At 65.2% G+C, this 18,021-nt stretch carries 20 protein-coding genes; 13 read left to right on the top strand and 7 right to left on the bottom strand.

Features of this window, described 5'->3' with window-relative positions; all coding sequences use genetic code 11:
* The first annotated feature begins 39 nt into the window (after positions 1 to 39).
* The 7 genes from G5B40_RS03365 to G5B40_RS03335 all read left to right on the top strand — a co-directional run bounded on the left by G5B40_RS03365 (position 40) and on the right by G5B40_RS03335 (position 6,277).
* On the top strand, positions 40 to 942 hold the full coding sequence (locus tag G5B40_RS03365) for a DMT family transporter (RefSeq protein WP_165094983.1): 903 nt from the start codon (positions 40 to 42) through the stop codon (positions 940 to 942).
* A gap of 47 nt (positions 943 to 989) precedes the next feature.
* Positions 990 to 4,421, top strand: coding sequence for a DNA polymerase III subunit alpha (gene dnaE / locus G5B40_RS03360; RefSeq protein ID WP_165094980.1), 3,432 nt, complete (start codon positions 990 to 992; stop codon positions 4,419 to 4,421).
* A 66-nt stretch (positions 4,422 to 4,487) separates the two neighbouring features.
* Positions 4,488 to 4,853, top strand: a complete 366-nt coding sequence (locus G5B40_RS03355; RefSeq protein ID WP_165094977.1) for a DUF6152 family protein — start codon at positions 4,488 to 4,490, stop codon at positions 4,851 to 4,853.
* Positions 4,854 to 4,866: 13 nt separating this feature from the next.
* The gene (locus G5B40_RS03350) at positions 4,867 to 5,331 is read left to right on the top strand and encodes a CreA family protein (protein ID WP_165094974.1); all 465 of its coding nucleotides are present in this window, start codon (positions 4,867 to 4,869) and stop codon (positions 5,329 to 5,331) included.
* Positions 5,332 to 5,387: 56 nt separating this feature from the next.
* Positions 5,388 to 5,792, top strand: coding sequence for a methylmalonyl-CoA epimerase (mce, locus tag G5B40_RS03345; RefSeq protein WP_165094971.1), 405 nt, complete (start codon positions 5,388 to 5,390; stop codon positions 5,790 to 5,792).
* Complete coding sequence (locus G5B40_RS03340) at positions 5,789 to 6,058, top strand: DUF1467 family protein (protein WP_165094968.1); 270 nt, start codon at positions 5,789 to 5,791, stop codon at positions 6,056 to 6,058. Before mce ends, G5B40_RS03340 begins: the two co-directional genes overlap by 4 nt.
* An 81-nt stretch (positions 6,059 to 6,139) precedes the next feature.
* On the top strand, positions 6,140 to 6,277 hold the full coding sequence (locus tag G5B40_RS03335) for a hypothetical protein (RefSeq protein ID WP_165094965.1): 138 nt from the start codon (positions 6,140 to 6,142) through the stop codon (positions 6,275 to 6,277).
* Positions 6,278 to 6,284: 7 nt separating this feature from the next.
* Here the strand turns inward: G5B40_RS03335 and G5B40_RS03330 are convergent, their stop codons facing one another.
* From G5B40_RS03330 to G5B40_RS03305, 6 genes are all read right to left on the bottom strand, one after another.
* Positions 6,285 to 6,986, bottom strand: coding sequence for an EI24 domain-containing protein (locus G5B40_RS03330; protein WP_246209693.1), 702 nt, complete (start codon positions 6,984 to 6,986; stop codon positions 6,285 to 6,287).
* Positions 6,986 to 7,564 carry a nitroreductase family protein gene (locus tag G5B40_RS03325; RefSeq protein ID WP_165094963.1) on the bottom strand — a complete coding sequence of 193 codons (579 nt, stop codon included), beginning with the start codon at positions 7,562 to 7,564 and terminating at the stop codon, positions 6,986 to 6,988. The genes G5B40_RS03330 and G5B40_RS03325 overlap by 1 nt, the downstream gene beginning before the upstream one ends.
* A gap of 178 nt (positions 7,565 to 7,742) precedes the next feature.
* Entirely contained in the window at positions 7,743 to 8,114 is a 372-nt protein-coding gene (locus G5B40_RS03320; RefSeq protein WP_246209692.1) for a very short patch repair endonuclease, read from the bottom strand.
* Between the two features lie 20 nt (positions 8,115 to 8,134).
* On the bottom strand, positions 8,135 to 8,839 hold the full coding sequence (locus G5B40_RS03315) for a GNAT family N-acetyltransferase (RefSeq protein WP_165094957.1): 705 nt from the start codon (positions 8,837 to 8,839) through the stop codon (positions 8,135 to 8,137).
* Positions 8,840 to 8,870: 31 nt separating this feature from the next.
* Positions 8,871 to 10,019 (bottom strand): DUF1501 domain-containing protein, encoded by a 1,149-nt coding sequence (locus tag G5B40_RS03310; protein ID WP_165094954.1) that lies wholly within the window; start codon positions 10,017 to 10,019, stop codon positions 8,871 to 8,873.
* A gap of 10 nt (positions 10,020 to 10,029) precedes the next feature.
* On the bottom strand, positions 10,030 to 11,391 hold the full coding sequence (locus G5B40_RS03305) for a DUF1800 domain-containing protein (protein ID WP_246209691.1): 1,362 nt from the start codon (positions 11,389 to 11,391) through the stop codon (positions 10,030 to 10,032).
* Positions 11,392 to 11,534: 143 nt separating this feature from the next.
* Here G5B40_RS03305 and yajC point away from each other — a divergent pair, with 143 nt between their 5' ends.
* The 5 genes from yajC (at position 11,535) to G5B40_RS03280 (ending at position 15,647) form a co-directional block, all read left to right on the top strand.
* Positions 11,535 to 11,864 carry a preprotein translocase subunit YajC gene (gene yajC / locus G5B40_RS03300; RefSeq protein ID WP_165094951.1) on the top strand — a complete coding sequence of 110 codons (330 nt, stop codon included), beginning with the start codon at positions 11,535 to 11,537 and terminating at the stop codon, positions 11,862 to 11,864.
* Positions 11,865 to 11,896: 32 nt separating this feature from the next.
* Complete coding sequence (gene secD / locus G5B40_RS03295; RefSeq protein WP_165094948.1) at positions 11,897 to 13,576, top strand: protein translocase subunit SecD; 1,680 nt, start codon at positions 11,897 to 11,899, stop codon at positions 13,574 to 13,576.
* A gap of 11 nt (positions 13,577 to 13,587) precedes the next feature.
* Positions 13,588 to 14,544 carry a protein translocase subunit SecF gene (secF, locus tag G5B40_RS03290; RefSeq protein WP_165094945.1) on the top strand — a complete coding sequence of 319 codons (957 nt, stop codon included), beginning with the start codon at positions 13,588 to 13,590 and terminating at the stop codon, positions 14,542 to 14,544.
* Between the two features lie 4 nt (positions 14,545 to 14,548).
* Complete coding sequence (locus G5B40_RS03285) at positions 14,549 to 14,917, top strand: Mth938-like domain-containing protein (RefSeq protein WP_165094942.1); 369 nt, start codon at positions 14,549 to 14,551, stop codon at positions 14,915 to 14,917.
* A 127-nt stretch (positions 14,918 to 15,044) separates the two neighbouring features.
* Positions 15,045 to 15,647, top strand: a complete 603-nt coding sequence (locus tag G5B40_RS03280; protein ID WP_165094939.1) for a superoxide dismutase — start codon at positions 15,045 to 15,047, stop codon at positions 15,645 to 15,647.
* Positions 15,648 to 16,017: 370 nt separating this feature from the next.
* Here G5B40_RS03280 and G5B40_RS03275 read toward each other — a convergent pair whose 3' ends face one another.
* Positions 16,018 to 16,548: an LOG family protein gene (locus tag G5B40_RS03275; RefSeq protein ID WP_165094936.1), complete on the bottom strand. Its 531-nt coding sequence runs from the start codon at positions 16,546 to 16,548 to the stop codon at positions 16,018 to 16,020.
* A gap of 498 nt (positions 16,549 to 17,046) precedes the next feature.
* On the opposite strand from G5B40_RS03275, the gene G5B40_RS03270 reads away from it, so the two are divergent.
* Positions 17,047 to 18,000, top strand: a complete 954-nt coding sequence (locus G5B40_RS03270) for a LysM peptidoglycan-binding domain-containing protein (RefSeq protein WP_165094932.1) — start codon at positions 17,047 to 17,049, stop codon at positions 17,998 to 18,000.
* The last annotated feature ends 21 nt before the right edge of the window (positions 18,001 to 18,021 follow it).

Genomic DNA, 18,021 nt, shown 5'->3' with positions numbered 1-18,021 from the left:
GGCGCCGGGCGACGCGGCCAAGTGTGAAGGAGCGCCAGATTGACGTCCAGACCTGGCAGACCCGGCGCGGGCGCCATACTCGCGGTCCTGCTGATCGGCCTTCTTTGGGGGCTGAATTGGCCGGCGGTGAAATTCATGCTCACCGAGATTCCGCCGATCACGATCCGCGCCGTCGCCTTTCCACTGGCCACGGTGGTTCTCGCCGCGATTGCGCGCGCGCGCGGCGAGAGGCTGCGCCCCGCGCCGGGCGAGATCGCGCCGATCGTCATCACCGGCCTCTTGATGGTCGGCTCTTTCAATGTGGCGGTCGCGGTCGGTCAAACCCTCACGGAAACGTCGAAAGCCGCGATCATCGCCTATACGATGCCGGCGCTGACCGCAGGTTTCGCCGTGATTTTTCTACGGGAGCGGGTTGATTTTCGGCTCGTCGCGGCGTTGGCCATCGGCATGGGTGGGTTGGCGGTGCTGGCTTCTGAGGATTTCGTCGGTCTGGTGCGGAATCCGGCCGGGCCGGCGATTATGTTGCTCGGGGCGCTTTCCTGGGCGCTCGGCAATATCGCGCTGAAAGCCCGAAGGTGGAGCTTGACGCCGCTGGCGCTGACGGTGTGGTATTTTGGCGTATCGGCGGCCGCCTGCTGGTCGCTGGTGCTGATTTTCGAGCCGCCATGGCGGCAGACCTGGCCCGGCGGCCCCGTGCTCTGGACGATGTTCTGGCATGTGCTCGGGCCGATGGTCGTCGGTTACGCCCTCTGGACGGCGCTGCTCGACCGGCTGCCCGCGACGGTTGCGGCGATCTCGACGCTGACCGCGCCTGTCGTCGGTGTTCTCTCTTCGATCCTTCTCCTCGGCGACCCACCGAGTTGGCAGAAGGCGGTGGCGCTGACGATGGTCGTGGCCTCGATTCTCATCACGCTGATCCGCAGCCCGAAGCGCGCGAAATAGGCGGATGGGCGCTGGCGCGGGAGGCGGCCCGCGACTAGCCTTCCCGCATGACCGACTCGCCCTTCATCCATCTCCGGCTCCATTCGATCTATTCGCTTCTCGAAGGGGCGATCCCGGTGAAAGCGCTGCCGAAGCTGTGCGCCGGCCTCGATATGCCGGCGGTGGCGGTCACCGACACGAACAACCTGTTCGGGGCGCTGGAGTTTTCGGAAACGGCTGCGAAGGCTGGCGTGCAGCCGATCATCGGCTGCCAGCTCGACCTCGCGTTTGCGCCGCCGCCCGAACGAGGGCAGCGCGCCGTCCCGCCCGCGCCGGTGGTCGCGCTGGCGCAGTCTGAGATCGGCTACCGCAATCTTATGGCGCTGTCGTCCTCGGCCTATCTCGACGCGGGGGATGCGCCGCATCATGTCACGCCCGATGGGCTGATCGAGCGGAGCGAGGGGCTGATCCTGCTGACCGGCGCCGCGTCGGGCCCGCTCGGGAGGCTGGTGCGGCAGGGGCGCGAGCCCGAAGCGGCGGCGCTTCTGGATCGGTTGGCGGAGGGGTTCGGCGACAGGTTATATGTCGAGCTGCAACGTCATGGCGTCGATGGCGCGCTTCGTTCTGCGGAGGAGGAGGCGACCGAACGCTGGTTCGTCGAGGAAGCCTATCGCCGCGTCCTGCCGCTGGTCGCGACAAACGACGTCTATTTTCCCGACGCGGATATGTATGTTGCGCATGACGCGTTCCTCTGCATCGGTCAGGGCGCCTATGTGAATCAGGAGGATCGGCGCCGCCTGACCCCCGAGCACCGGTTCAAGTCCGGTGATGAGATGCGCCAGCTCTTTGACGATCTTCCTGAAGCCATCGAAATGACGGCGGAGATCGCCCGGCGTTGCCATTGGCGCCCGAAGCCCCACGCGCCGATTCTGCCGCGTTTCGCCGATGACGAAGTGGAGGAATTGCGCCGGCAGGCCAAGGAGGGGCTGGCGGCGCGTCTTGCGGTCATCCCGCTCGCGGCTCCGGCCGAGAGCTACGCCGAGCGCCTCGAATACGAGCTTGGCGTTATCGAGGGCATGGGGTTTCCGGGCTATTTCCTGATCGTCGCCGATTTCATCAAATGGGCGAAGGAGCAGAATATTCCCGTCGGGCCCGGTCGCGGCTCTGGCGCGGGGTCGCTCGTCGCCTATGCGCTCACCATAACGGACTTGGATCCATTGCGTTACGGGCTTTTGTTTGAGCGATTTCTGAATCCAGATCGCGTCTCCATGCCCGACTTCGATATCGATTTCTGCATGGATCGGCGCGAGGAGGTGATCCACTACGTCCAGCGGAAATATGGTCGCGACCGGGTGGCGCAGATCATCACCTTCGGCGGGATGCTCTCCAAGGCGGCGGTCCGCGATGTCGGCCGTGTACTTCAGATGCCCTACGGGCAGGTCGACAGGCTCTCCAAGCTGATTCCGATGGAGGGCGTGAAGCCGATGTCGGTGAAGAAGGCAAGGGCGGAGGAGCCGCGGCTGGAGGAGGCCGCGAGGGAGGAATTCGTCGTCGGCCAGCTTCTGGATATCGCCGAGAAGGTCGAAGGGCTCCTGCGCAACGCCTCCACTCATGCCGCCGGCGTGGTGATCGGCGACCGACCGCTGGTGGAGCTGGCGCCGCTTTATCAAGATCCGCGCTCCGACATGCCTGCGACCCAGTTCAACATGAAATGGGTGGAGACCGCAGGGCTGGTGAAGTTCGACTTTCTCGGCCTGAAGACGTTGACGGTGATCCAGGGCGCGCTCGATCTGCTGAGGGCGCGTGGCGTGGAGATCGATATCGGCGCGATCCCGCTCGACGATGAAAAGACATACGCGCTTTATGGTTCGGCCCATTCGGTCGCGGTGTTCCAGGTGGAAAGCCAGGGGATGCGCGACGCGCTGAGACAATTGCAGCCGACATCCATCGAAGACATCGTCGCGCTGGTCGCGCTCTATCGCCCCGGGCCGATGGAGAACATTCCGAAATTCTGCAACGTGAAGAACGGGCGCGAGAAACGAGCCTCTATCCATCCGCTGATCGACAGCATCCTGGATGAGACGCAGGGCATCATCGTCTATCAGGAACAGGTGATGGAGATCGCCCGCAAGATGGCGGGCTACACGCTTGGCGGCGCGGATCTCTTGCGCCGCGCCATGGGCAAGAAGATTCAGGAGGCGATGGACGCCGAGCGTCCGAAGTTCCTCGAAGGCGCGGCGAAGAACGGCGTCGACAAGGCGAAGGCGCAGGAGGTTTGGGACCTTCTCGACAAGTTCGCCAACTATGGCTTCAACAAGAGCCACGCCGCCGCCTACGCCGTGGTCAGCTACCAGACCGCCTGGCTGAAGGCTAACCACCCGGTGGAGTTTATGGCCGCGGTGATGAATTGCGACATGCATCTCACCGACAAGCTGGCGATCTACAAGCGTGAGGTCGATCGCCTGGGGATCGAGACGGCGCCGCCGGACGTAAACCTTTCCGAAGCCCGCTTCACGGTGAAAGATGGACGCGTGCTCTATGCGCTCGGCGCGCTGAAGAACGTCGGCGCCGAGGCGATGAAGCTGATCGTGGCGGCGCGCGCCGAGGGCGGCGCATTCCGGGATCTCTTCGATTTCGCGCGCAGGGTGGACTGCAAGCGGATCGGCAAGCGGCCGATGGAGATGTTGGCGCGCGCCGGCGCGTTCGACGCGCTGGAGCCGAATCGCCGGCGGGTGTTCGAGTCCATCGACGTGCTGATGGCCTACTCCGCCGCCTCGATCGAGGCAGCGGCGTCGGCGCAGGTCTCGCTCTTCGGCGAGGCGGGGGAGGGCCTGCCGCCGCCGCGCCTGCCGGCGCCCGAGGACTGGCTGCCGACGGAGCGGCTGGCGGAGGAGTTCGCGGCTGTCGGGTTCTATCTCTCCGGCCATCCGCTCGACGATTACGCCGGGCCGCTGAAGCGCAAACGCGTTCACACCTACGCCGAGATCGTCGCGGGCGGGCGCACCGGCGTCGCCACCCGGGTCGCCGGCTCGGTGATGGTGAAGCAGGAGCGCAAATCGGCGAAAGGCTCACGCTACGCATTTGTCCGGCTTTCGGACCCGACAGGGGTCTACGAGGTGATGGTCTTCGCGGACCTCCTCGCGGCGCATCGCGACGATCTGGAGCCGGGGCGAAACATCGTCCTTTCGGTGACGCCGGAGATCGACGGCGATCAGGTGAAGATGCTGGCCAATTCGGTGCAGCCGATCGACGGCGCGGTGCGGGACGCGGCGCCGGCGGGGTTGCGTATCCATGTGACCGAACCACGCGCGCTGGAAAGTATCCGCGCGCGGCTGGCGGATGCGGGGCAAGGGCGTGGCGGGCCGGTCAACATCGTCGTCACGCTGCCGGAATCGGGGCAGGAAGTGGACATCATCCTGCCCGGCGAATTCCCCGTGACGCCAGCGATCCGTGGCGCGATCAAGGCGGCGACGGGCGTTCTGCATGTCGAGGAGTTCTGACGCGGGTTGGCGGCGCGGCGAAGCGCACTATCTCATGTGTAGGCTGCGACAGGGATGGTTGTGGATATGAGACTGAAACTGATCGCCGCTGCGTTCACCGCATTCGCATTTTCCGCCGTCGCGGCGTTAGCCCATCATGGCTGGAGCTGGACCTCGGGCGGGAATATCGAGCTGACCGGGGTGGTAGAGACGGTCAATCTCGGGATGCCGCATGGCGTCGTAACGGTGAACGCCGAGGGCGAAGTCTGGACGGTCGAGGTCGGCCAGCCCTGGCGGAACGAGCGGGCCGGTCTGACCGAGGGGGATCTCGCGCCCGGGGTCGAGATCCGCGCTGTCGGGGAGCCGGCGGCCGACCCGTCGGCGCGGCTGATGAAGGCTGAGCGGCTTTTTATCGGCGACAGGGAATATCCGCTCTACCCCGAGCGCGACTGAGCGGAAGCGGGAGATGACCTTAATTCGCCGCGCCGCGCTGGCTCTCGCACTCATCGCCTCACCCGCGACGGCGGAGGAGATCGGTTCCGTCGACACGGTGTTCAAGCTGCTTGGCGCCAACCACAAGATCGTCGTCGAGGTTTTCAACGATCCCGATGTGCCCGGAATCTCGTGTTTCCTGAGTCGGGCGAAGACCGGCGGCATCTCCGGCTCGCTCGGTCTTGCGGAGGATACCGCCGACGCCTCCATCGCCTGCCGGCAGACCGGCCCGGTCACGTTGCCGGCTGCAATGGAGGATGGCGCGCGGGTGTTCCGCCAAAGAACGTCGCTCCTGTTCAAGTCGTTGCAAGTCGTGAGGTTTCTGGATGAGAAGCGCAATACGCTGATCTATCTCAGCTATTCCGACAAGGTGATCGAAGGCAGTCCGAAAAACGCGATCTCGGCGGTTGTGATCCGCCCGTGGGAGGCGTCCGAGTAGACGCGCCGGCCGTCGCGCGTTAAGGCGGGGCGAGTTGAAAATCAAAGGAGGCGCCGATGATCGGCCGCCTGAACCATGTCGCCATCGCCGTGCCCGATCTCGATGCCGCGGTCGCTCTATACGCCGACGCGCTCGGCGCGAAGGTGAATGCGCCGCAGGACGAGCCCGACCATGGCGTCACGGTGGTCTTCATCGAACTTCCGAACACGAAGATCGAGCTTCTCCACCCTCTCGGGAAGAATTCTCCCATCGCGGGGTTCTTGGCCAAGAACCCTGCCGGCGGCATTCATCATATCTGTTACGAGGTCCAGGACATTGTCGCCGCGCGCGACCGCCTCAAAGCGGCGGGGGCGCGGGTTCTGGGTTCAGGGGAACCGAAGGTCGGCGCTCATGGAAAGCCGGTTCTTTTCCTTCACCCGAAGGATTTTCAGGGCGCGTTGGTGGAACTGGAGGAGACATGACCCTGATTTCCGGACTCGTCCTTTACGCAGTGTTCTGGTTCATGGCGCTCTTCATGATCCTGCCTCTCTTCGTACGCAATCAGGAGGAGGCGGGCGAAGTCGTGCCGGGGACCTCTCCCGGCGCGCCGGATGAGCCGATGATCCGAAAGAAGCTGATCTGGACGACGATCGCCGCGACCGTGTTGTGGATCGTGGTTTTTCTTGTCATCGAGAGTGAACTGATTTCCGCAGCCGATATCGCTTCTCTCACCGGACGGCCGGACTAAGGCGTATCCCGAAACCGTGACGTCGCACGGGCTAAGTTCGGGTTAACCTCGCCCCCTCGCAACGCCCGATGGAGTGTGACGATGAGAGCCATGACGATCGCCGTCGCCGTGATTGGCGGCCTCGCATTCGCTACCGCCGCCTCGGCCTGCCCGTTTTCGTCCAAATCGAAGGAGCAGTCCGCCGAAGCGCCGATCCTCTCGCCTTCGTCGGAGTCCTGAACGACGTTCAGACGCCTACCGGTCGTCCGGTCTTGCGGTGGTAGAGATGAACGAAGGCCGCGACCCCGATCAGCGGCGTGATAATGTTGAGGATCGGCACCGATAGCGGCGCCGCCAGCAAGGTTCCGGCGATCCATATCTCAAGAAAATATCGTCGGCGCAGCGCCTTGGCGGCTGTCCCGTCCATCCGCCGCATCGCCACGATTTCAAAATATTCCCGGCCCAGAAGAAAGCCGTTCACCATCCAGAAGATGACGGGCGCGAGCACGGTCGACAGAAGGTAGATGATCAGCGCCGCAAGGTTGGCGAATACGAGCACGATGGCGAACTTCACTCCCTGTGAGATGATCTCCCCGATTCCCTGCTTCCGGGGCGGCGGCAGGCCAGGATAGTATTTTTCCTCCACCGCATCGGCGATTTCGTCGAGAAACAGGCCGACGAACACCGCGGCGACCGGGAACATCAGGAACGCCGAGAGGATAAGGACCAGCCCGACCGAAGCGAAGCCGGCGACATCGTCGAGAAAGCCGACTTCGTAATCGGTGAAGGGGATGGTGAAATTCACTGGTGGGATGGCGCCGATGCCCCAGATCACCAGCGCGATCAGCCCCGCCAGAAGCAGCACCGTGAGGCCGACCGACTTGACGAGCACGCGAAAGAATCGCCCGTCGAACATCTGCGCCAGAGCGCGCGAGACATCGGAGAGCATCAGGCGTCGATCCAGTCCGTGATCTCGGCGATGTCGGGGCGCGAACGATCCGAAGGCGCGACGGCTTCTCCGCCGAGATGAATGAACCCGGCCACGCTCTCATTCGCCGCGAGCCCGAGCTCCGCTTCCATGAATTCGCGGGACTCCGCGGCCCAGCCCGTCAGCCAGTTCGCCCCCCAGCCCATCGCCAAGGCGGCGTTGAGAAGCGAGAGGCAGGCGCACCCGGCGGCCAGATGCTGCTCCCATTCCGGCACTTTCCTCGGCGGCCGAGGGGTGAAGACGACCGCGACGATCGCGCCGCCATAGCGGAAGGAGTTGGACTGTTTTTCGACTTTCTCGGGCGGCTCGCCGGCGGCTTTCATGCGGGCCGCCAGCGCGGCCGCAAGCCTTTCACGCGCCTCGCCTCTGAACACGAGAAACCGGAACGGCGCCAGCTTGCCGTGGTCGGGGACGCGCGCGGCGGCGGTCAGCATCTGCTCGATTTCCGCACGATCTGGCGCGACCGGCGTCAATGTTTTCGCCGGGCGTGAACGCCTCGTAAGCAGGAATTCGAGCGCAGCGGGGTTGGGTGCGGGCATGGTCTTCCTTCCGGTGTTCAGGCTTGGGTCTCCGGCTTTGGCCGCGTCCTGTCAAGGAGAGGAGACGCCGGGCGGCGAACGCCGGACTGCGCAACGGCGATGACGATGGCGCAGGAAGAGCTACCCCGCGCCGTCAACCGAGCATGAGGTCGGCGCGCCGCGCATATTCGGGTTCGTTTCAGTCGAGAAAGGCGCGGAGACGCGCCTTGAGCGCGGTCTCGTCCTTCATCTGGCACTCCCAGATGATAAGGACGCGCCAGCCCGCAGCCTTCAGCGCCGCTTCGGCGGCCTCGTCGCGGGCGCGGTTGCGGGTGATCTTCGCGCGCCAATAATCTGCGTTGGTCTTCGGCGTTCGGGCGCCACGTTTACAGTCGTGGCCGTGCCAGAAACAGCCGTGGACGAAGATCGCGCGCTTGCGGCCGATATAGGCCACGTCGGGGCGGCCGGGCAGGTCGCTGCGCTGGAGTCGATAGCCGGGGCGGCCGATCTCGCGCAGGTGACGGCGGAGGCGAAGTTCGGGTCGGGTGTCTTGCGCCTTTACGCGGCGCATGACCTCAGACCGCTCCATCATCAGCCGGTGGCGACCAGCAGCGGACGGGTGAGGGCGGAAAGGCTCCGCCGCTGGCGGCCTTCGGCGTCGAAATTTTCCGGGTCGAGCCAGGTTTCGAACGCGGCGCGGAGCTTCGGCCATTCGGCGTCGACCGCCGCATACCATGCGGTGTCCCGGTTCCGGCCCTTGACGACCATGTGCTGACGAAAGACGCCTTCATAGGAAAGTCCCAGCCGCATCGCGAGGCGGCGCGACGGGGCGTTGTAGGCGTTGCATTTCCACTCGTAGCGGCGATAGCCGAGCTCGAACGCGTTGCGCATCATCAGGAACATCGCCTCCGTCCCGGCGCGGGTCCGCTGGAGCTGTGGCGAATAGGCGATGTTGCCGACCTCGATAACCCCGGTGGCCGGGGTGATGCGCAAATAGCTGACCACGCCTTTCGCGCGCCCGTCCGCCTTGTCGACTGCCGCGTAGAAGAGCGGATCTTCGCTTGTCGCCGCGCCCTTGGCCCAGTCCAGATAGGACGCGAGATCGGGGTAAGGCCCGTTGGCCATGTAGTCCCACATGCGGATGGAGCCGTCATTGGCGGTGAAAAGCTCTTCGCCGTGGCGGGCGGGATCGAGCGGTTCGATCCGGCACCACCGCCCTTCGATCACCGTGCGCGACGGATGCGGCGGGGGAGTCCAGTCCGGGACGGGCGCGTCGAGGGGGGGATCGCTGGTCATGATGCAGGCTTGCGCAAGTAAGACGATGGCGTCAAGCGAGGAAAGCCGGGCGCGTGTCCATGTCGAGCGCCGGAAAGATCGCCGTCTCCAGCGTCGATTTCGGGACTCCGAATAGCGCGTTCAGCGCCCAGGCGGGATAGCGGCGTATGTCCCCTGTCGGCGTCAGGTCGCGCCCGTTGTAAAGATCGCTTTCCCCGAGGCCGGGCCAGTCGCCGTAAACCCGTCCGCCCCGCATCGCGCCGCCGGCGAGGATGGCTGCGCCGCCGGTGCCGTGATCGGTGCCGCGGTTGCCGTTCTCGCGCGCGGTGCGGCCGAATTCGGTCATGGCGATGACGAGTGTGCGCGACCATGCCGGGCCGAGACCGTCACGGAGCGCGATGAGCGAGTCGGAGAGTTGCTTCAATGGCCGTTTCAGCGCCGGTTTCTGCGCGGCGTGCGTGTCCCAACCGCCGAGGGAAAAGGCGGCGATCCGCGCCTCCGCAGCCAGCCGTTTGGCGGCGTAGACGGCCACCCGTCTATCCGCTTCGCCGTCGTCGAGCGCGGACAACTCCTCCGCCAGCGCGGCGGCGTGGGCGAAGAGCGGATCATCGGCGTAAAGCCTGGTGAGAAGCTCGCGCTCGTCATTCCTGAGCGCGAGCCGTTCGCCCGGCGCCCAGACGCGAAACGGGGCGTCGCCTGAGGTGAGCAGCATCGCCTCGCGCCCGACTGCGAGCGCCTGTTCGGTGCGGGCGCCGTCGATATGTGCGACCGCCCGGTTAAGCCACCCGTCGCGCGGCGCGCCGCCGGCCTGCACGCCGGATTCCAGCATATCCTGCCCATCGAAATGGCTGCGTTTGTCGCGATAGGGGGTGGAGACGGCGTGAACGACGGCAAGCTCCTCCGCCGCCCAGAGCGGGTGAAGCGCCGCGAGTCGCGCGTCCATGCCGAAGCGGCCGTCGAGGTCGATCAGCCCCGCGCCTGGCGCGGCGCCGATGGTCGGGCGCATCCGGGCCCAGTCGCGCTCTCCGTACGGCGCGAAAACGCCGAGCCCGTCCATCGCGCCGCGAAGAATGATCACGACCAGCCGGTTCTCGCCGGGCGCGGCGGCGAGCGATAGCGGCGTGAAAAGCGGAAGGGCCGCGGCGGCGCAGCCGAGCGAGAGGCCGGATTTCAGAAAGGCGCGGCGGTCAATGGCGATCATCTCGCGCTCCTTAACGGCGGTTGAATTCGGAGGAGGCCAGGACCAGGGCGATCCCCTCCCACCGTTCGGCGGCGTTGACGGCGGCGAAACTTACGGCGGGGGAGGCCGCGCCCCCGAGCGCCAGATCGAGGAACGCGCGCGGATCGGAGCGCTCCGCGGCGATGCGGCCAAGCCGCGACGCCCATTCGATTCGCGATGTCAGGCCCTGTGGCGTGATCCACTTTGCCGCACTTTCCGGCCAGCCCTGCGGTCCCGGTGGCTCCAGTGGCGTATGGGCGAGCCGGCGCATGGCGCGGATCAACGGCAGGCTCCGGTCGGCCGGGTCCAGCGCCGCCGCTATCTCGGCCGGCGTCGGGCCGATGGCGCGGAGCGATGAGACGATGAAATCGAAGGGTTGCTTCACCTTGTCGCCAAAGCTGCTCCAGCTTTCGTCATGGTCGAGCAGCGCGGCGTAGACCGCGCTCAGATTTCCGCCGGTGCGCCGATAGGCCGTCGCCAGATGGTCGATCAGGGAGTTGGACGGGGCGTCGGAGGTAAAATGAACGGCGAGCTTGCGCGCGATATGGCGGGCTGTCGCCGGGTTCGCGGCAAGATCGTCGAGCGCGCGGTAGATATCGGCGAGGCGGGCCGGGCCGCCGCCATAACGCGCGCCAAGCACGGTTTCTGCGCCCGGTTCCGCGCGCGCCGGTGTGAAAGCCGTGATTCCCGTCCGGCGGTTGAAACCGAGCCCGGTCAGAAGTTCCGCGAATTGCCGTACGTCGCCTTGTGTATAGGCCGAGCCGACGCCGAGCGAATGAAGCTCCATGATCTCGCGCGAGAGATTTTCGTTGAGTCCGGCCTTGCGTCGGCGCCCGGTGCTCGAATCCGGCCCCATCGAGCGGTCCTGGTCGAGATAGAGCAGCATCGCGGGGTGCGTGACCGCGGCCCGAAGCAGCAGGTTGAACGGTCCGGCGAGATGGGGCCGGATCGCCTCCTTCTCGAACCGGCCAACCAACGCCTTTCCGATCAGGTTCTTGCCGCCGACGGCGAAGTGGTTGCTCCAGAACCAGGCCAGACGTTCGTAAAATCCGTAGGGGGAAAGCACGGGCGTCAGCGCGCGCACGCGAATATCGGTCTGGTATTGCCGCCGAATGCTCTTTTGCACTCTCGCCATCGCCGAGCGGTTGGAATTGTCGCGGTTCTCGCGCCGGAGAGTGTTGAACCGTGCGAAACGCGCCGCCCGTTCGCCGATATCCGGTCCGGCGTCGAAAGGGAGCGCGGCGCCCGGCGCCAGCGTGGCGAGGAGCGCCGCAGCATCCCGCGACGGCGTCTCTCCCGGACGGAAGCCGTAGCCGAACCTTATTGCGGCGATGGTCTCGCGGGGGACTTTCACCGACGCTCTCCGTTCCCTTGTCAGTAGCTCACACGACGCAACATGACGCTTCCGTCGCATGAAATACAGCGCCAGCGGGCCGGGTTGCATCGGAACCGCCCCCGGCTATAGTCCGCGCCGAATTCTGGACCAAAGGACCAACGATGTTTGCAACACCAGCATATGCGCAGGGCGCTGTCGGCGGCGGGGGGGACATGCTCACCTCCTTCATTCCGCTGATACTGATCTTTGTTATCTTCTATTTCTTTCTGATCCGCCCGCAGCAGAAAAAGGCGAAGGATCACAAGAGGATGGTCGAAGCGTTGCGGCGTGGCGACCAGGTGGTCACCCAGGCGGGGATCTTTGGCAAGGTGACCAAGGTCAAAGAGGGCGAGGAGGAGATCGAGGTCGAGATTTCTCCGAATGTCCGGGTTCGGCTCTTGCGCTCCGCGATCGGCAGCGTCATGTCGAAATCGGAACCGGCCGAAGGCTGATACAGCCGTAGCGGCGCGACGGGGAGCCGACCTTGCTCTATTTTTCGTTATGGAAGAAGGCGCTGGTGATCGGCCTGTGCCTGATCGGCGTCATTCTCGCGGCGCCCAATCTGGCTTACGAACGCGCAGACGACGCCGCGCTGGCGCGCAAGCAAATCGCCAAGCTGGAGAAGGCCGGCGCGCCGGTCTCGCCGGAGCTTGAGGCGAGGGCGGCGAAGTGGCCGTCTTTTCTGCCGTCGAATGTCGTCAATCTCGGGCTTGACCTGCGCGGTGGCGCGCATCTTCTGGTCGAGGTGCGGATTGAGGACGTGATTTCGGAGCGGATGGAGGCGGTGAGGGACGATGCGCGCGCGGCCCTTCGGGACGCGGGCGTGCGGCGCTATTCGCGCCTCGCGGCGACCGAGGACCGGGTATCCGTCAGGATCACGGATGCTGACGATCTTCCAGCGGCGCGTGCGGCGCTTTCCGAGCTCGCGCAATCGGTGGCCGACGCGGCGCTCGGCGTCTCCGCGCCCGATCTGGAAATCAGCGACGGGCCGGATCAGTCGCTCGTGGTCACGATGACGCCAAGCGCGATCGCCGCCCTGACTGACCGCACGATGGCGCAGAGCCTCGAGATCATCCGCCGCCGGGTCGACGAGGCCGGAACGCGCGAGCCGTCGATCCAGCGACAGGGCGAAAGACGTATTCTGGTGCAGGTTCCGGGGGTTTCCTCGACGCTGGAGATCAAGGAGTTGATCGGCAAGACGGCGAAGCTGACATTTCACCTGGTCGATGGGCGGACCAGCGACCTGAAGCGCGCCGCTGGGCCTGGTAAGGCGGTTTACGAAGACGCCGAGGAACCCGGCGCGGGTTATATCGTCGAGCGCCGCGCGCTTGTCACTGGTGACGAATTGCAGGACGCGCAGCCGGGCTTCGACAGCCAGACCGGCGAGCCGGTGGTGAACTTCCGGTTCGACACGTCGGGGGCGCGGAAATTCGGGCGTGCGACTTCCGAGAATGTCGGCCGGCCGTTCGCCGTCGTCCTGGACGACAAGGTGATCACCGCACCGGTGATCCGCGAGCCGATCCTCGGCGGGTCGGGTCAGATCTCCGGCTCGTTCACGGTGGAGGGGGCGCAGCAACTCGCCATTCTTCTGCGCGCCGGCGCGCTGCCCGCCTCGATCAGCTTCGAGGAGGAGCGCACCGTCGGCCCGGGTCTCGGGGCTGACAGCATCGCGGCGGGCAAGACCGCGACCATCGTCGCCTTCGTCGCGGTGCTGGTCTTCATGATGCTCAGCTACGGCCTTTTCGGGGTTTTCGCCAACATCGCGCTGATCGTCAATGTGGGCTTGATCATCGGCGTGCTGAGTCTGATCGGGGCGACACTGACGCTTCCCGGCATCGCCGGCATCGTTCTGACCATCGGTATGGCGGTAGATGCGAATGTGCTGATTTTCGAACGGATACGCGAGGAGTTGCGCGGCGCCAAGAACGTCGCCCGCTCCATCGAACTGGGCTATGAGCGTGCGTTCAGCGCTATTGTCGACGCCAACATCACGACGCTCATCGCTGCGGCGATCCTCTTCGGGATGGGGTCGGGGCCCGTACGCGGGTTCGCGGTGACGCTCGGGATCGGCATCATCACATCGGTCTTCACCGCGGTGATGGTCACGCGACTGATCGTGGCGAGCTGGTATGACCGGCGTAGGCCGAAGACGTTGACGGTCTGAGGAGCGAGAGCATGCGGCTGAAACTGGTTCCCGAGGTCACGCATTTCGATTTCATCGGCTGGGGGCGTTACTGCGTCGCGGGGTCGCTCGCGGCGCTGGTCGGGGCGTTGGCGATCTTCCTGGTCATGGGGCTTAATTTCGGCGTCGACTTCAAAGGCGGCACGATCATCGAGCTGCGCACGCCCGGCCCGGCCGATCTGGGCCAGATCCGCGGCGTGATTGACGGGCTGGGGCTCGGCGATTTTTCGGTGCAGGAGTTTGGCGAGCCGTCGGAGGTGCTGATTCAGACCTCGGCCGAGGTTCCGGTCGAGGGCGCGGCCACCCCGGACGCGCTTGTGATGAAGGCGCTACAGGAGGTGATCCCGGATATCGAGTTGCGCCGGGTGGAGTTCGTCGGCCCGAAGGTCTCCGGCGAGCTGATCGAGGCCGGCATTCTCGCCGTCGTGCTCTCTCTGCTGGCGGTGCTTGTCTATGTCTGGCTGCGTTTCGAGTGGCAGTTCGCGGTTGGCGCTGTGGCGTCGCTGGCGCATGACGTGGTGCTGACGATCGGGCTCTTTTCTCTGGTCCAGCTCGAATTCAACCTCTCGATCGTCGCGGCGCTGCTGACCATCGTCGGCTACTCGTTGAACGACACTGTGGTGGTGTTCGACCGGGTGCGTGAAAATTTGCGCCGCTACAAGTCCATGCCGATGAAAGAGCTTCTGAATCTCTCGGTGAACGAAACGTTGAGCCGGACGACGATGACTTCCTTCACCACGCTGATCGCGCTGGTTTCGCTCTATGTGCTGGGCGGCGAAGTCATCCGGGGCTTCACGTTCGGGATGATTTGGGGCGTCGTAATCGGCACCTACTCCTCGATCTTCATCGCGGCGATGATCCTGTTGGCGCTGAGCGTGAAGCGTGACTGGTCGAAGCCGAGCGCGGACGGGCCGGCCGGCGTGCAGTTCGGTTCCGCCGACGCGCCCTGAGCCGGTGCGCATTTCCGAACTCACATGGGACGGGCCGCCGCCGATCGATGGTTACGGCGGCGGCGGATTCCGTCTGGCGGGCGTCTTTCGGCCGGGAGGGCTTCTGTTGACTCCGGCCGCCGCCGCCGACTGGCGTGTCGGCGCGGCGCCGGGCGAAGCGGATTTCGCCCCTGTGATCGCCGAAGCGGACGCGATCGACGTCCTTCTGGTCGGCATGGGGACGGAGATCGCCTTTCTCGACGCCGGCGCCCGCTCAGCGCTGGAGGCGGCGGGAATCGGCGTTGAAGTGATGTCCACCGGATCCGCCTGCCGGACATACAATGTTCTGCTCTCCGAAGGTCGGCGCGTGGCGGCGGCGCTGATCGCGGTCTGACTGAGCCACGTCGTGGCCGGAACCATTTTTCTTTTCAAGCGCTCCCTTGGCAGGGGATGCCCCGCCCTTGAAAGCGGAGTATATCCCATTCTGACTGAAACGCCTCAACGAGAGAAAGGGTCCCATCATGGCGGCATTTGACCTTCCAGATCTACCATACGCTCACGACGCGCTCGCGTCCGGCGGCATGTCGAAGGAGACGCTGGAATATCACCATGACATCCACCACAAGGCCTACGCGACCAACGGTGCAAAGGCGCTCGAAGGTTCCGGCCATGAGGGCAAGAGCCTAGAGGATATCGTCAAGGCGACCTATCAGAAGGGCGCAGTGGCGCAGTCGGGCCTGTTCAACAACGCCTCGCAGATGTGGAACCACAACCAGTTCTGGACGATGATGACGCCGAAAAGCGGCCCGATGCCGCCCGAGCTGGAGAAGCGGCTGAAGGACGCGTTCGGCTCGGTCGACAAGTTCAAAGAAGAATTCGCCGCCGCCGGCGCCGGGCAGTTCGGCTCTGGCTGGTGCTGGCTGGTGAAGGACGGCGACTCGCTGAAGGTCACCAAGACCGAGAACGGCGTGAATCCGCTCTGCTTCGGGCAGACCGCGCTTCTGGGCTGCGATGTCTGGGAGCATTCCTATTACATCGATTTCCGGAACAAGCGGCCGGCCTATCTCTCCAACTTCCTGGAGAATCTGGTTAACTGGGAGAATGTCGCGGAACGGCTCGGCTGAGCCGAAACGTCAATCTCCGAGAAGGGACGGGCCCGCGTCGTATGGCGCGGGCCCGTCCTTTTGTGGCGCTCGCCCGTTCCGCCCAGCTCACCAGGCCTCACGGGGAACCCGAAACGTCACTTTTTCGTGCCGGGCCCGGATGGCTTCGCCTTGTCGCCGGGCTTACCCGGCTTGGCAGTCGCGGCGGCGGGTCTCGACAGGTCTTTGAAGGACATCTCTGATCTCCCTTCCGTCAGGAACCAATGCCTGACCAGCCTGAAATATGCTCTCCGGAGCCAAGAGCAATCATCCTTGATGACGTCTCAGGCCACGAAATACTGAATCGCCCAAGGGAGAGCGCGTCTTGATTTCGCCACAATCGCAGCGCGGCTCAAAGCGCGTCGAGGAGCGAGTCGACCGTCCCGTGCGAGGTCAGAAAATCGAGAAACCCCGCGCTGGCGAAGCCGCGCTCAACGGTGGTCCGCAAGAGGGTAAGAAGCGGATCCCAGTAGCCGCCGAGGTTGAGAAGGTGGGCGGGCTTTTCATGCAGACCGAGCTGGCGCCAGGTGAGAAGTTCGATCAACTCGTCCAGCGTGCCGGGACCGCCCGGCAACGCGATGAAAGCGTCGGCGCGACGAAACATGGTCATCTTGCGCTCATGCATCGTATCGACGGCGATTAGCTCGGTAAGATCGCGCCGCTCTACCTCGTGCGAGCGCAGGTGGTGCGGGATGACGCCGACGACCGGTCCGCCCGCCCTTAGCGCGGCGGCCGCCACCCGCCCCATCAGTCCGACATCGCCGGCGCCGTAGACCAGCCCCATACCGCGCCCCGCGATCCCGGCGCCCACGGCATCCGCGGCACGCGCGAAGGCCGGATCGTCCCCGTCGCGCGAACCGCAATAGACGCATATCATCTTCATTCAGAGCCCCCGTGCAGATCGTATTGACTTGACGCCGGTTTCGCCGATTAGGCAAGCGCGCTCGACAGCAGCGTCTCTTTTGGGCCATGAAGGAACGATGACAATGCGGGAGCGTGGATAATGGCGGGCAACGCCTGGCGGGTCGGAACGGTCGTGATCGCCGTTCTGGCGTTGATCGGCCTAGGCGTCGGCTGGAAGATGATGGGCGGCGCGCCAGCCACAGATCCTGGTGGCACGCATCCGGCCGAAGTGACGACCGAAGGAAGCGGGGGCGGGCCGCGTATAGCGGAGAGCGGGGAGTCCGAGGCGCCGCCAGCGAAGGTCCCGCCTGTCGCGGCGACAGATTCATCGCCATCGGTCAGCGAGGGGACGGGTGGCGAGGGGTTAACCGGCGATCCGGCGTCGGGTGAGGACATTGCGCCTACCGAGACGGTGAAAAACGACGGAAGTGGCGGGGATGACCCGCCTGTATCTGCATCCGCGCGGATGGAGGCGCCTATGGCCGAGGCGCCCGCGTCGGAGGTGGCGGACCGCGATGCCGGTTCAGATAGCGCAACTTCTTCTCGTGCGACGCCAATTCTCGATATTGTGCGGATCGAACCGGATGGAGCCGGACTCGTCGCCGGCAGGGCGACGCCCGAGTCCGATGTGGAGATCATTGTCGGAGACAGGACAGTCGGGCGCGCGCGGGCGGGTCTGGATGGCGGCTTCGTCGCCATGATCACGACCGAGCCGAGCGCCGGCGTTCAGCGGGTCGTTGCGCGTGAGATGGAGCCGGAGCCCGTGAAGGGCACCGCCAGCGACGCGCCAAGATCTTCGGACGGTTCGGGAATGGTCACCCCGGCTTCGCCGCCGCCGGGCCCGGATGTGGCTGAGACGGGCGACTCCGCCCCTGTCTTCGTCATCGGCGCCGCCAAACCTGACGCGGCGCCCCTTGTCGTCGAGCCCACGGGTGAAGGCGTGCGGATGTTGCAGGGCCCGGCGCGTGGCCCGGCGGACGCGGTCGCGCTCGATACGATCACCTATGACGACTCGGGACGCGTCGTGCTCACTGGACGGGCGCCGGAAGGCGCGGAGGTGCGCATTTACTTCAATGAGAAAGCCGCAGGCGCGGTCGAAACCGCCGAAGATGGGTCCTGGACGTTTCGCCCGGGCGAAGATGTCTCGCCCGGCACCTACAGGCTTCGGCTTGACGAGGTGGATGCGGCGGGAGATGTGTCGAGCCGGATAGAAACGCCCTTCCGGCGCGAAGCCATTTCGCCCGGCGCCGCGCCGAGCGACGAGATGATCGTTCAGCGTGGCGACAGTCTCTGGCGCATCGCCGAGAATGTCTACGGCGCGGGAATGCGATACACGTTGATTTACGACGCCAACAGCGATGCGATCGCCGATCCGGACCTCATCTATCCGGGGCAGATTTTCGATCTGCCGGAGGCGAAGCGGGAGGAATGACGCGTCGGCCATGGCTTCCAC

It is taken from the genome of Pikeienuella piscinae (assembly GCF_011044155.1).
GTDB lineage: Bacteria > Pseudomonadota > Alphaproteobacteria > Rhodobacterales > Rhodobacteraceae > Pikeienuella > Pikeienuella piscinae.
Note: the sequence above shows the minus strand (reverse complement) of the source record. Positions and strands in the feature narration are given on the sequence as shown.

Coding starts and splice junctions, on each gene's coding strand:
- dnaE (WP_165094980.1), top strand. CDS start 990: ATGACCGACTCGCCCTTCATCCATCTCCGGCTCCATTCGATCTATTCG.
- G5B40_RS03355 (WP_165094977.1), top strand. CDS start 4,488: ATGAGACTGAAACTGATCGCCGCTGCGTTCACCGCATTCGCATTTTCC.
- G5B40_RS03350 (WP_165094974.1), top strand. CDS start 4,867: ATGACCTTAATTCGCCGCGCCGCGCTGGCTCTCGCACTCATCGCCTCA.
- mce (WP_165094971.1), top strand. CDS start 5,388: ATGATCGGCCGCCTGAACCATGTCGCCATCGCCGTGCCCGATCTCGAT.
- G5B40_RS03340 (WP_165094968.1), top strand. CDS start 5,789: ATGACCCTGATTTCCGGACTCGTCCTTTACGCAGTGTTCTGGTTCATG.
- G5B40_RS03335 (WP_165094965.1), top strand. CDS start 6,140: ATGAGAGCCATGACGATCGCCGTCGCCGTGATTGGCGGCCTCGCATTC.
- G5B40_RS03330 (WP_246209693.1), bottom strand. CDS start 6,986: ATGCTCTCCGATGTCTCGCGCGCTCTGGCGCAGATGTTCGACGGGCGA.
- G5B40_RS03325 (WP_165094963.1), bottom strand. CDS start 7,564: ATGCCCGCACCCAACCCCGCTGCGCTCGAATTCCTGCTTACGAGGCGT.
- G5B40_RS03320 (WP_246209692.1), bottom strand. CDS start 8,114: ATGCGCCGCGTAAAGGCGCAAGACACCCGACCCGAACTTCGCCTCCGC.
- G5B40_RS03315 (WP_165094957.1), bottom strand. CDS start 8,839: ATGACCAGCGATCCCCCCCTCGACGCGCCCGTCCCGGACTGGACTCCC.
- G5B40_RS03310 (WP_165094954.1), bottom strand. CDS start 10,019: ATGATCGCCATTGACCGCCGCGCCTTTCTGAAATCCGGCCTCTCGCTC.
- yajC (WP_165094951.1), top strand. CDS start 11,535: ATGTTTGCAACACCAGCATATGCGCAGGGCGCTGTCGGCGGCGGGGGG.
- secF (WP_165094945.1), top strand. CDS start 13,588: ATGCGGCTGAAACTGGTTCCCGAGGTCACGCATTTCGATTTCATCGGC.
- G5B40_RS03280 (WP_165094939.1), top strand. CDS start 15,045: ATGGCGGCATTTGACCTTCCAGATCTACCATACGCTCACGACGCGCTC.
- G5B40_RS03275 (WP_165094936.1), bottom strand. CDS start 16,548: ATGAAGATGATATGCGTCTATTGCGGTTCGCGCGACGGGGACGATCCG.
- G5B40_RS03270 (WP_165094932.1), top strand. CDS start 17,047: ATGGCCGAGGCGCCCGCGTCGGAGGTGGCGGACCGCGATGCCGGTTCA.